Origin of the sequence: Staphylococcus sp. T93 (assembly GCF_016743875.1) — a bacterium.
Classification (GTDB): Bacteria; Bacillota; Bacilli; order Staphylococcales; family Staphylococcaceae; genus Staphylococcus; species Staphylococcus aureus.
On record NZ_CP068247.1, the window covers coordinates 365,568 to 378,714 of the forward strand.

At 33.3% G+C, this 13,147-nt stretch carries 11 protein-coding genes; 8 read left to right on the forward strand and 3 right to left on the reverse strand.

Translation table 11 applies throughout. From position 1 onward, the window contains the following. Nucleotides 1–56 precede the first annotated feature (56 nt). From JG553_RS01835 to JG553_RS01855, 5 genes are all read left to right on the forward strand, one after another. Complete coding sequence (locus JG553_RS01835) at nucleotides 57–650, forward strand: peptidylprolyl isomerase (protein WP_000035058.1); 594 nt, start codon at nucleotides 57–59, stop codon at nucleotides 648–650. 415 nt (nucleotides 651–1,065) lie between these two features. Continuing rightward, nucleotides 1,066–1,443: a S1 domain-containing post-transcriptional regulator Ygs gene (gene ygs / locus JG553_RS01840; protein WP_001067294.1), complete on the forward strand. Its 378-nt coding sequence runs from the start codon at nucleotides 1,066–1,068 to the stop codon at nucleotides 1,441–1,443. 361 nt (nucleotides 1,444–1,804) lie between these two features. Then, nucleotides 1,805–2,932, forward strand: coding sequence for an NADH-dependent flavin oxidoreductase (locus JG553_RS01845; RefSeq protein ID WP_000838037.1), 1,128 nt, complete (start codon nucleotides 1,805–1,807; stop codon nucleotides 2,930–2,932). A gap of 307 nt (nucleotides 2,933–3,239) precedes the next feature. After that, nucleotides 3,240–4,430, forward strand: coding sequence for an ornithine--oxo-acid transaminase (locus JG553_RS01850; protein ID WP_000167314.1), 1,191 nt, complete (start codon nucleotides 3,240–3,242; stop codon nucleotides 4,428–4,430). A gap of 108 nt (nucleotides 4,431–4,538) precedes the next feature. Beyond that, nucleotides 4,539–5,783 (forward strand): Glu/Leu/Phe/Val family dehydrogenase, encoded by a 1,245-nt coding sequence (locus JG553_RS01855; protein ID WP_000138487.1) that lies wholly within the window; start codon nucleotides 4,539–4,541, stop codon nucleotides 5,781–5,783. A 502-nt stretch (nucleotides 5,784–6,285) separates the two neighbouring features. On the opposite strand, the gene JG553_RS01860 is transcribed toward JG553_RS01855, so the two are convergent. From JG553_RS01860 to JG553_RS01870, 3 genes are all read right to left on the reverse strand, one after another. Beyond that, nucleotides 6,286–7,215: a glycerophosphodiester phosphodiesterase gene (locus JG553_RS01860; RefSeq protein ID WP_000185319.1), complete on the reverse strand. Its 930-nt coding sequence runs from the start codon at nucleotides 7,213–7,215 to the stop codon at nucleotides 6,286–6,288. Nucleotides 7,216–7,456: 241 nt separating this feature from the next. Beyond that, nucleotides 7,457–8,836, reverse strand: a complete 1,380-nt coding sequence (gene argH / locus JG553_RS01865; RefSeq protein ID WP_000066053.1) for an argininosuccinate lyase — start codon at nucleotides 8,834–8,836, stop codon at nucleotides 7,457–7,459. Next, entirely contained in the window at nucleotides 8,826–10,031 is a 1,206-nt protein-coding gene (locus JG553_RS01870) for an argininosuccinate synthase (protein WP_000660045.1), read from the reverse strand. Before JG553_RS01870 ends, argH begins: the two co-directional genes overlap by 11 nt. Nucleotides 10,032–10,381: 350 nt before the next feature. On the opposite strand from JG553_RS01870, the gene JG553_RS01875 reads away from it, so the two are divergent. The 3 genes from JG553_RS01875 (at nucleotide 10,382) to lepB (ending at nucleotide 13,142) form a co-directional block, all read left to right on the forward strand. Then, complete coding sequence (locus JG553_RS01875) at nucleotides 10,382–11,713, forward strand: glucose-6-phosphate isomerase (RefSeq protein ID WP_000148849.1); 1,332 nt, start codon at nucleotides 10,382–10,384, stop codon at nucleotides 11,711–11,713. 324 nt (nucleotides 11,714–12,037) lie between these two features. After that, complete coding sequence (locus JG553_RS01880; RefSeq protein ID WP_000007967.1) at nucleotides 12,038–12,613, forward strand: TVP38/TMEM64 family protein; 576 nt, start codon at nucleotides 12,038–12,040, stop codon at nucleotides 12,611–12,613. Nucleotides 12,614–12,617: 4 nt separating this feature from the next. Beyond that, complete coding sequence (gene lepB, locus JG553_RS01885) at nucleotides 12,618–13,142, forward strand: signal peptidase I (protein WP_000758215.1); 525 nt, start codon at nucleotides 12,618–12,620, stop codon at nucleotides 13,140–13,142. The last annotated feature ends 5 nt before the right edge of the window (nucleotides 13,143–13,147 follow it).

The window sequence follows — 13,147 nt, forward strand, 5'->3', positions numbered from 1 at the left end:
TCCTCCCTTAAAAGTATGTTAATATATATGTATCATAACATGAATGGAGAATATAAATGGCTAACTATCCACAGTTAAACAAAGAAGTACAACAAGGTGAAATCAAAGTGGTTATGCACACAAATAAAGGTGACATGACATTCAAATTATTTCCAAATATTGCACCAAAAACAGTTGAAAATTTTGTGACACATGCAAAAAATGGTTATTATGATGGAATCACATTCCACCGTGTCATTAATGACTTCATGATTCAAGGTGGCGATCCAACAGCTACTGGTATGGGTGGCGAAAGTATTTATGGCGGTGCTTTTGAAGATGAATTTTCATTAAATGCATTTAACTTATATGGCGCATTATCAATGGCTAACTCAGGACCTAATACTAATGGTTCACAATTTTTCATTGTTCAAATGAAAGAAGTACCTCAAAATATGTTAAGTCAACTTGCAGATGGTGGCTGGCCTCAACCAATCGTTGATGCATATGGCGAAAAGGGTGGTACACCATGGTTAGATCAAAAACATACAGTATTCGGTCAAATCATTGATGGTGAAACTACATTAGAAGATATTGCAAATACAAAAGTGGGACCACAAGATAAACCACTTCATGATGTTGTAATTGAATCTATTGATGTTGAAGAATAATATCTAAACATAATTAACTACCAACATTTTAAACTCGGATAAAGCTAATTTATGAATGGATTAGTATATATTCCAACGAAAATAAATAAACTAATATGATGAGCAATCTCAATATATTTATCAAGAAAGCACAGTTTTTAAATAGATGTGTATTTTAAAGATAATAGTTGAGGTTGCTTTTTATGTTTTTACAGAGAATTGCTATTCAAATAGTAAATAAATTGAAAACAAAGTAGCTGGATATCATATTGATTTAGATAGGAATTTGTTGCTAATTTTATTTGTAAATCCAAGTTTGTAGAATTCTTATTCATTTATAAAATAATATTCGTATGATTTGATTTTTTAATTAGTCCACCATTTCGATTTGTGCTATGATAATAGTGTTAAGTAAACGAAATAAGGGGTTATTAAGTTGAATAACTACAAAATTGGCCAACATATCAAGGTGCGTGTAACTGGTATTCAACCATACGGTGCGTTTGTTGAGACCCCTAATCATACTGAAGGACTGATTCATATATCAGAAATTATGGATGACTACGTTCATAATTTGAAGAAATTTCTATCAGAAGGCCAAATTGTTAAAGCTAAAATTTTGTCTATAGATGATGAAGGAAAGCTTAATCTATCATTAAAGGATAATGATTACTTCAAAAATTATGAGCGTAAGAAGGAAAAACAATCAGTATTAGATGAAATCAGAGAAACAGAAAAATATGGGTTTCAAACACTTAAAGAACGCTTACCAATCTGGATAAAACAGTCAAAGCGAGCAATTCGAAACGACTAAAGGAACAGATAAATCGTACCGAAAATCATACAAAGGGTCTGAAATGAAAGTTTCTTAGACTATAAAAGAGATTAGTATCTATTAAATTTTATTAGATACTAATCTCTTTTTGTCTACGATAACGTAATATGATTGATTCTATTTACACGTACAAATGGTTTAAGGTGACATATCCATTATCTTTGTTAGATAGAATCGTTGATTTGCAATATTGTATGTGGATTTGTTTTTTTTATTTATTTTAGAAATGAGAACTACAACTTAAAGTATTAAACGAATTGCAACTATATAAACAGATAATTGGAGAATGAAAAAATTACATGTTATAGTCAACTCAATAATTTTAAGGAGGAATTAAGTAATGAAAAGTAAATACGAACCATTGTTTGATAAAGTAGAATTACCAAATGGAGTAGAGTTGAGAAATCGATTTGTGTTAGCCCCTTTAACACATATTTCTTCAAATGATGATGGTACTATTTCAGATGTAGAACTTCCTTATATTGAAAAGCGTTCACAAGATGTTGGTATTACAATTAATGCTGCGAGTAATGTGAGTGATGTCGGAAAAGCATTTCCAGGACAGCCATCAATCGCGCATGACAGTAATATTGAAGGACTAAAACGATTAGCTACAGCAATGAAGAAAAACGGTGCCAAAGCACTCGTACAAATACATCATGGCGGTGCACAAGCATTGCCTGAATTAACACCTGATGGAGACGTCGTAGCACCAAGTCCAATTTCTTTAAAAAGTTTTGGTCAGAAACAAGAACATAGTGCTAGAGAAATGACGAATGAAGAGATTGAACAAGCAATCAAGGATTTTGGTGAAGCAACGCGACGTGCAATTGAAGCAGGGTTTGATGGTGTTGAAATACATGGCGCGAATCATTACTTAATTCATCAATTTGTATCACCATACTATAATAGAAGAAATGATGTATGGGCAAATCAATATAAATTCCCGGTCGCTGTGATTGAAGAAGTACTTAAAGCGAAAGAAGCGTATGGCAATAAAGACTTTATAGTTGGATACAGATTATCTCCAGAGGAAGCGGAGTCTCCAGGAATCACAATGGAAATTACAGAGGAACTCGTTAATAAAATTAGCCATATGCCAATCGACTATATTCATGTTTCAATGATGGATACGCATGCAACGACACGTGAAGGTAAATACGCTGGACAAGAAAGACTGCCTTTAATTCACAAATGGATAAATGGTCGTATGCCACTTATCGGTATTGGTTCAATTTTCACAGCTGACGAAGCTTTAGATGCAGTTGAAAATGTTGGTGTTGACTTAGTAGCCATTGGTAGAGAGCTACTACTGGATTATCAATTTGTTGAAAAAATTAAAGATGGACGGGAAGATGAAATTATTAATTACTTTGATCCAGAGAGAGAAGATAATCATCACTTAACTCCTAATTTATGGCATCAATTTAATGAAGGGTTTTATCCATTACCACGTAAAGATAAATAAGTGTTTAACTGTTACCACTAATGATATTGTGTATGCAATTTGTTAGTGGTTTTCAATATTTATAAATAAAAATATTCTTAGTAAAATATACTTTTGATTAAGTGTAAAATTATCAATTCTTTTGCTTGTAATCATTTAAGTAATTATGTCATTATAAATGTAAGGGTTTTCAAAATAGACAAATTTAATGAAACTTAGTGATTATTTCATCTTTTTTGGTGGAAAAGTATCTGCTTTGAAAACTAATGTAATTATTTGGATAATGTTTCATGTATAATAGTTATAAATGATGAAAAGGGGAGATATGATGACTAAATCTGAAAAAATTATTGAGTTAACAAATCATTACGGAGCACATAATTATTTACCATTGCCAATTGTCATTTCAGAAGCTGAAGGGGTATGGGTTAAAGATCCTGAAGGCAATAAATATATGGATATGTTATCTGCATATTCCGCTGTTAACCAAGGTCATAGACATCCGAAAATTATTCAAGCATTAAAAGATCAAGCTGATAAAGTGACTTTAGTTTCACGTGCTTTTCATAGTGATAACTTAGGTGAATGGTACGAAAAAATTTGTAAACTGGCAGGTAAAGATAAAGCTTTACCAATGAATACAGGTGCTGAAGCAGTAGAAACAGCTTTGAAAGCAGCACGACGCTGGGCATACGATGTTAAAGGAATTGAGCCAAATAAAGCAGAAATCATTGCATTTAATGGTAACTTCCATGGTCGAACAATGGCGCCAGTTTCATTATCTTCAGAAGCAGAATACCAACGTGGTTATGGTCCGTTATTAGATGGATTTAGAAAAGTTGATTTTGGAGATGTAGATGCATTGAAAGCTGCAATTAATGAAAATACTGCAGCAGTTTTAGTAGAACCAATTCAAGGTGAAGCGGGTATAAATATACCGCCAGAAGGATATTTGAAAGCAATTAGAGAATTATGTGATGAACATAATGTCTTATTTATTGCTGACGAAATCCAAGCAGGATTAGGTCGTTCGGGTAAATTATTTGCTACGGATTGGGATAATGTAAAACCTGATGTCTATATTTTAGGTAAAGCACTAGGTGGTGGAGTCTTCCCAATTTCTGTTGTATTAGCAGATAAAGAAGTATTAGATGTCTTTACACCTGGCTCACATGGTTCAACATTTGGTGGTAATCCACTTGCTTGTGCTGCATCAATTGCTGCATTAGATGTTATCGTTGATGAGGATTTACCAGGCCGCTCTTTAGAATTAGGAGATTATTTTAAAGAACAATTAAAGCAAATTGATCATCCATCAATTAAAGAAGTCCGTGGACGTGGTTTGTTTATAGGTGTGGAACTTAATGAAAGTGCTAGACCATATTGTGAAGCTTTGAAAGAAGAAGGCTTATTATGTAAAGAAACGCATGATACTGTCATTCGTTTTGCACCACCATTAATTATTACTAAAGAAGAATTGGACCTTGCACTTGAAAAAATAAGACATGTATTTCAATAATGTCAAAAAGTTGTAACAATCAGTTTGTAAGGGCTTTAAAAAGGAATACGTTATGTTACAATATGTTTGAAAGCGAAATCATTAGGTAAAGAAGAGGCGAAAAGGATCATGACTGAGAACAATAATTTAGTAACTTCTACTCAAGGAATTATTAAAGAAGCATTGCATAAATTGGGATTTGACGAAGGAATGTACGATTTAATTAAAGAACCTTTAAGAATGTTACAAGTGCGTATCCCTGTACGAATGGATGATGGCACAGTAAAAACATTCACAGGTTACCGTGCGCAACATAATGATGCTGTTGGACCAACAAAAGGGGGCGTGCGTTTCCACCCAGATGTTGATGAAGAAGAAGTAAAAGCATTATCAATGTGGATGACTTTGAAATGTGGCATTGTAAACTTACCATACGGTGGTGGTAAGGGTGGTATCGTTTGTGATCCACGTCAAATGAGCATTCATGAAGTTGAACGTTTATCACGCGGATATGTAAGAGCAATTTCACAATTCGTAGGTCCGAACAAAGATATTCCAGCACCAGATGTATTTACAAACTCACAAATTATGGCTTGGATGATGGATGAATATAGTGCATTAGATAAATTTAATTCACCAGGTTTCATCACAGGTAAACCAATTGTATTGGGTGGTTCTCATGGACGCGACAGATCAACTGCACTAGGTGTAGTTATTGCAATTGAACAAGCTGCAAAACGTCGTAATATGCAAATTGAAGGTGCCAAGGTTGTTATTCAAGGTTTCGGTAATGCCGGAAGTTTCTTAGCTAAATTCTTATATGATTTAGGTGCAAAAATTGTAGGTATCTCTGATGCTTACGGTGCATTACACGATCCAAATGGCTTAGATATAGATTATTTATTAGACCGTCGTGATAGTTTTGGTACGGTAACAAATTTATTTGAAGAAACAATCTCAAATAAAGAATTGTTTGAATTAGATTGTGACATTTTAGTACCAGCGGCTATTTCAAACCAAATTACAGAAGACAATGCACATGATATTAAAGCTAGTATCGTTGTTGAAGCTGCTAATGGACCTACAACACCAGAAGCAACACGTATTTTAACTGAACGTGGTATATTATTAGTTCCAGACGTATTAGCAAGTGCTGGTGGTGTAACGGTTTCTTACTTCGAATGGGTACAAAATAATCAAGGTTATTATTGGTCTGAAGAAGAAGTTAATGAAAAGCTACGTGAAAAATTAGAAGCGGCATTTGATACGATTTACGAATTGTCTCAAAACCGAAAAATAGATATGAGACTTGCAGCATATATCATAGGTATTAAACGTACAGCAGAAGCAGCTAGATATCGTGGTTGGGCATAATTAATTATCATATGTGATTTAACGAGCTTGGGACAGAAAACAAAGCCCTAAGCTCGTTAATTTTATTTTAGCAGTAGTTGACTGTAAAACAATGCCCGTGTAACACGCTCTTTTCAAAAATAGTCGGGGCCCCAACACAGAGGCTGGTGGAAAGTCAGCTTACAATAGTGTGCAAGTTGGCGGGGCCCCAACACAGAGGCTGGCGGAAAGTCAGCTTACAATAGTGTGCAAGTTGGGGTGGAGCCCCGACACAGAGAAATTAGCTCCTCAATTTCTACAGACAATGCAAGTTGGCGGGGCCCCAACACAGAAGCTGGCGAAAAGTCAGCTTACAATAGTGTGCAAGTTGGGGTGGGACGACGAAATAAATTTTGCGAAAATATCATTTCTGTCCCACTCCCAAAAAGACAGCAGTAGGATAATTTCAATTTGGAAATATCTTACTGCTGTTTTTTATAGTAATAGCTATATTTTTGTATTTATGTTTTCTAGTTTAACATTACTACTTAATGACTTCTTTATATTTATCAGCGAAATTTGTAAAGACACCATCAACGCCATATTTATTTAATCGTAACATATCAGCTTTTTCATTCACTGTATAAGGATGTACTATAAATCCTAAGTCTTTTAAATGATGGGTATTTTGTTCAGTTAAATCTGTATAATCAGGACCTAATCCAATCGCATAAGAGCGTATCTCTTTTAAGCGTTGGTCGTTAAATTGTTGTAGTTCACCTTTATCAACTAATTTTACTAATGGCACATGCTTATTTTGACGATGAATTTTCTTTAAACTTTCGTCAGAAAATGATTGAATCATTACATGTCCATTTTTTAATTTATTGTTATTTAAAAGGTGATGCTTTTTCAATGAAGCTAATAATTGTTCTTCCATTCCTGGGTATACATCAGGTGACTTTGTTTCAATATAATAGTTTGCATTCGGGCCATAACGTTCTAAAATTTCATCTAAAGTGGGTACTTTAGCATTTTTATAACTTGCTCTTGCGTATTTTGGATATTTTTTATTAAACCAACTTCCTGCATCTAACTGTTTTAATTCATCAAGGGTATAATCCTCAACTTTACCGTGTCCATTTGTTGTACGGTTAACAGTTTCATCATGCATAGCAACTAAATGGCCATCTTTGGTACGTTGTAAATCAATTTCGATATAAGATGCTTTTAACTCATTATGACTCTTATCATATGCTTGAAACGTATGCTCGGGTGCATAGCCACTTGCGCCACGATGTGCGATAGTAGTGAATCGCTCATTCGTTAAATTTGTATGCCATTGAATAGCCTGAGGTTTATTTGCAATTTGATTTGTTTGTTCAGCGCCAGCAGTAGGTACTGATAAAAATCCCATAGTAAAAACAGCAGAAGCAGCCATAAATTTAGTGAAGCTTTTCGAAGAGTTAGTCATAGTCTTTATCCTTTCATCTCTTTATTTGTAGTCTAACAATTTTAAAATACTACAAAAACCTGCTTGTGAAAACGCTTTACACATTTCTTTTACAATTTATAACATTTTTGTAATATAAATTTAAAAGAATTATCAAACATTTTAGGAATCTTAAAAATGTGATGTTCAACAAGACGAAGAGAGCATTAAAATACCCACAATGTAATTTTAATAGACATTGTGGGTAGGTAGATTAACGTATTTATTGTGATAGTAATTGTTTAGCAACATCAAGTTGTTGTTTGACCGATGATTGACCTGTTGAACCGTAACTTTGACGTCGTTTTAAACAATTTTCAGGCTGCAAATAATCGTAAATATCGGCATCAATACTAGAATGATGTTGTTGATATGTTGCTAAAGGAACATCTAATAAATAATGACCTTGTTGTATACATTCTAAGACGATTTTTCCTACAATTTCATGTGCAGTTCTAAATGGAATATTTTTAGTTACTAAATAATCTGCTAGTTCCGTTGCATTTGAAAAATCTTCTTTAACAGTTTGATTGAGTCGTTCTTTATTAATTGTCATCGTTTGAATCATACCTTCGAAAATACGTAAAGAACCTTTAATTGTATGGACAGCATCGAATAAACCTTCTTTATCTTCCTGCATATCTTTGTTATATGCTAGAGGTAATCCTTTTAAAGTCATAAGCATGCTCATTAAATGACCAGTCGTTCGACCAACTTTACCTCTAATTAATTCTGCCATATCAGGATTTTTCTTTTGTGGCATAATAGATGAGCCAGTTGAAAATGCATCTGATAATGTAATGAATTTAGCTTCGTCTGTGGACCAGAAAATAATTTCCTCTGCAAAGCGTGATAAGTGAACCATCGTTAAAGAAATATTATGCAATGTTTCAATAATATAGTCTCTGTCACTAACAGCATCTAGGCTATTCTCATAGAGACTGCCAAAGTTCAACAATGCTGTTGTCTCGTGTCTATCGATAGGGTATGTGGTACCACTTAAGGCTGCTGCACCTAAAGGATTAATATCGATTCGTTTTAAACTATCTTCAAATCGTTGTTGGTCTCGTTGTAACATCCAAAAATAAGTCATAATATGATGTGCAAATGAAATTGGCTGTGCACGCTGTAAATGAGTATAACCAGGCATAATTGTATCAACATTATTGGAAGCGATGTCTACAATTACACTTTGTAACGACTTAATTAATGCGATGATATCTTGCACTTGTTTCTTAGTGTACAAGTGCATGTCTGTTGCAACTTGATCGTTTCTACTGCGTCCAGTATGCAACTTACCACCAGCATCACCGATACGTTTAATTAATTCATGTTCAATATTTAAATGAATATCTTCTAATGATGCACTAAATTGAATTTGATCTTGATGATAATCATGTTGAATAGATTTTAGTCCTTGTATAATTTGTTCGCTGTCTTGTTGACTAATAATGCCTTGATTCGCAAGCATAGTTGCATGTGCAATGCTGCCTTCGATATCTTGATCTATGAGCGTTTGATCAAAAGTAATGGATGCGTTAAAGTCGTCAACCCACTCTTCAGGTTGTACTTCAAATCTACCGCCCCAAGCTTTATTGCTCATTGCTATAGCCTCCATGCAACATCGCATTTACTTGAGTAGGTAAACCATAGATATCGATAAAGCCAACAGCAGCGTCTTGATTAAATGCATCTTCTTTTGTATAAGTTGCTAATTTTTCATCATATAATGTGTAAGGTGATTTTCTACCATTCACGATGGCATTACCTTTGAATAATTTAATTCTGACATCACCACTTACGTATTGCTGAGTACTATCAATAAATAATTTCAAGCTATCAGTTAAAGGTGAGAACCAAAGTCCATTGTATAGTTGTTCAGCAAATTGCTTCTCAATGATTGGTTTAAAGTGTGCGACATCTTTCGTTAACGTAATCGTTTCTAATGCTTTATGCGCTTTTAAAATAACTTCTGCAGCAGGTGCCTCATAAATTTCTCTTGATTTGATACCTACAAGTCTATTTTCTACATGGTCAATTCTTCCGATACCATGCTTACCAGCTAATGCATTCAACGTTAAAATTAAATCGTCTAATTCATATGTTTTGCCATCAATTTGAACTGGGATGCCTTTATCAAACGTTAAAATGATTTCATCAGCAGTATCTGGTGTTTCTTCTAAAGCATTTGTTAGATCGAACGCATCCTCTGGTGGCGCAGCATAAGGATCTTCTAAAATACCACATTCATTCGCTCTGCCCCATAGATTTTGATCGATAGAATAAGGTGAATCATGGTTGATTGATACAGGGATATTATGTTTAATTGCATAATCGATTTCTTCTTCACGACTCCATGCCCACTCACGTACAGGTGCGAATGCTTTCAATGATGGGTTTAATGCTTTAATGGCAACTTCGAAACGTACTTGGTCATTCCCTTTACCAGTACAACCATGTGCAATACCTACTGAATTTGTTTTCTCAGCAATCTCTACTAATTTTTTAGCGATTAATGGTCTTGATAAAGCTGAAACTAATGGATATGCATTTTCATACATTAAATTTCCTTTGATTGCATAACTTACATACTCATCACTAAATTCTTTTGTTGCATCAATAATATGACATTCAACTGCTCCCATATCTAAAGCTTTTTTATAAACGATGTCTAAATCTTTACCTTCACCAACATCTAGGCAACAAGCTACAACGTCGTATCCTTTGTCGATAAGCCATTGAACGGCCACACTTGTATCTAGTCCTCCTGAATATGCTAAAACAATTTTCTCTTTCATAAAATTCACCTCATTGTAGTTATCTGAATATTTCGTATGAACACATGATAGCAAACTTTTAATGAAAATAAAACCATTATTTTACATATTTATTCATAAAATGCGATAGAGATAGTTAGAGTTGTAAGTGTAAATGCTTATTTATCAATGTTTAAAAGTATTTTAAAAAACATGCAAATTGTATAAAAAATGTTTGAGTGTTTGACGCCAGTTTGAAATGTTTGTTGAAAAATAGGTGTGAAACGTCACATAAATATCAATTTTATTGATTAAGTACAAACTTGTGAATTGAATCGCAAACGTAAACTTAGTAAAATTAAGATATTAAATGAAACAGGAGGCTTTTATAGATGACTCATATTCAATTAGATTTTAGTAAAACGTTAGAATTTTTCGGTGAACACGAATTAAAACAACAACAAGAAATTGTTAAATCAATTCACAAAACAATTCATGAAGGTACTGGTGCAGGTAGTGACTTCTTAGGCTGGATTGATTTACCAGTTGATTACGACAAAGAAGAATTTTCAAGAATTGTTGAAGCATCAAAACGCATTAAAGAAAATTCTGATGTTTTAGTAGTCATCGGTATTGGTGGTTCTTACTTAGGTGCACGTGCAGCAATCGAAATGTTAACGTCATCATTTAGAAACAGCAATGAATACCCTGAAATTGTATTTGTTGGTAATCACTTATCATCAACATATACGAAAGAGTTAGTTGATTATTTAGCAGACAAAGATTTCTCTGTAAACGTTATTTCTAAATCTGGTACAACTACAGAACCAGCAGTTGCATTTAGATTGTTCAAACAATTAGTTGAAGAAAGATACGGTAAAGAAGAAGCACAAAAACGTATATTTGCAACAACGGATAAAGAAAAAGGTGCTTTAAAACAGTTGGCTACAAACGAAGGTTATGAAACGTTTATCGTACCTGATGATGTAGGTGGAAGATATTCTGTTTTAACAGCAGTAGGATTATTACCAATTGCAACAGCTGGAATTAACATCGAAGCTATGATGATTGGTGCTGCAAAAGCACGTGAAGAATTATCTTCAGATAAATTAGAAGAAAACATTGCATACCAATATGCGACAATTCGAAACATTTTATATGCAAAAGGTTATACAACAGAAATGTTGATTAACTATGAACCATCTATGCAATACTTTAATGAATGGTGGAAACAATTATTTGGTGAATCAGAAGGTAAAGACTTCAAAGGTATCTATCCTTCAAGTGCCAACTACACAACTGATTTACATTCTTTAGGTCAATATGTACAAGAAGGCCGTCGCTTCTTATTCGAAACAGTTGTAAAAGTAAATCATCCTAAATATGATATTACTATTGAAAAAGATAGTGATGATCTAGACGGATTAAATTATTTAGCTGGTAAAACAATCGACGAAGTTAACACAAAAGCATTCGAAGGTACATTATTAGCGCATACTGATGGTGGTGTTCCTAACATGGTAGTGAACATTCCACAATTAGATGAAGAAACTTTCGGTTACGTCGTATACTTCTTCGAACTTGCTTGTGCAATGAGTGGATACCAATTAGGCGTAAATCCATTTAACCAACCTGGTGTAGAAGCATATAAACAAAACATGTTCGCATTATTAGGTAAACCTGGTTTTGAAGACTTGAAAAAAGAATTAGAAGAACGTTTATAAAATACATTACTTCAAAGATTAGTGAAGTTTGAAAAGATAGAACTAGACGTTAACTATTTAAAGCATATTTTCGAGGTTGTCATTACAAATGTAAAAATGTAATGACAACCTCGTTTTTATTTATATGCAAGAACTAGGTTACTAGCTAATGTGACAAGATGTTAAGAGAAAATTAAAGATAAAATAATATCTGCCTTACAATAATATTGTTATACTACTAGAGACTGATTTATTAGCATGATTACATGTTAATGTTTCTTTACTTAGTAATTAACTTTATAATGTAAGAATAATTATCTTCAACCAAAGAAAGGGATTGATGATTTGTCGTTTCATCAAGTAGAAGAATGGTTTGAGATATTTCGACAGTTTGGTTATTTACCTGGATTTATATTGTTATATATTAGAGCTATAATTCCAGTATTTCCTTTAGCACTCTATATTTTAATTAACATTCAAGCTTATGGACCTATTTTAGGTATATTGATTAGTTGGCTTGGATTAATTTCTGGAACATTTACAGTCTATTTGATCTGTAAACGATTGGTGAACACTGAGAGGATGCAGCGAATTAAACAACGTACTGCTGTTCAACGCTTGATTAGTTTTATTGATCGCCAAGGATTAATCCCATTGTTTATTTTACTTTGTTTTCCTTTTACGCCAAATACATTAATAAATTTTGTAGCGAGTCTATCTCATATTAGACCTAAATATTATTTCATTGTTTTGGCATCATCAAAGTTAGTTTCAACAATTATTTTAGGTTATTTAGGTAAGGAAATTACTACAATTTTAACGCATCCTTTAAGAGGGATATTAATGTTAGTTGTGTTGGTTGTATTTTGGATTGTTGGAAAAAAGTTAGAACAGCATTTTATGGGATCGAAAAAGGAGTGACATCGTGAAAAAAGTTGTAAAATATTTGATTTCATTGATACTTGCTATTATCATTGTACTGTTCGTACAAACTTTTGTAATAGTTGGTCATGTCATTCCGAATAATGATATGTCACCAACCCTTAACAAAGGGGATCGTGTTATTGTAAATAAAATTAAAGTTACATTTAATCAATTGAATAATGGTGATATCATTACATATAGGCGTGGTAACGAGATATATACTAGTCGAATTATTGCCAAACCTGGTCAATCAATGGCGTTTCGTCAGGGACAATTATACCGTGATGACCGACCGGTTGACGCATCTTATGCCAAGAACAGAAAAATTAAAGATTTTAGTTTGCGCAATTTTAAAGAATTAGATGGTGATATTATTCCGCCAAACAATTTTGTTGTGCTAAATGATCAAGATAATAACAAGCACGATTCAAGACAATTTGGTTTAATCGATAAAAAGGATATTATTGGTAATGTTAGTTTACGATACTATCCTTTTTCAAAATGGACTGTTCAGTTCAAATCTTAAAAAGA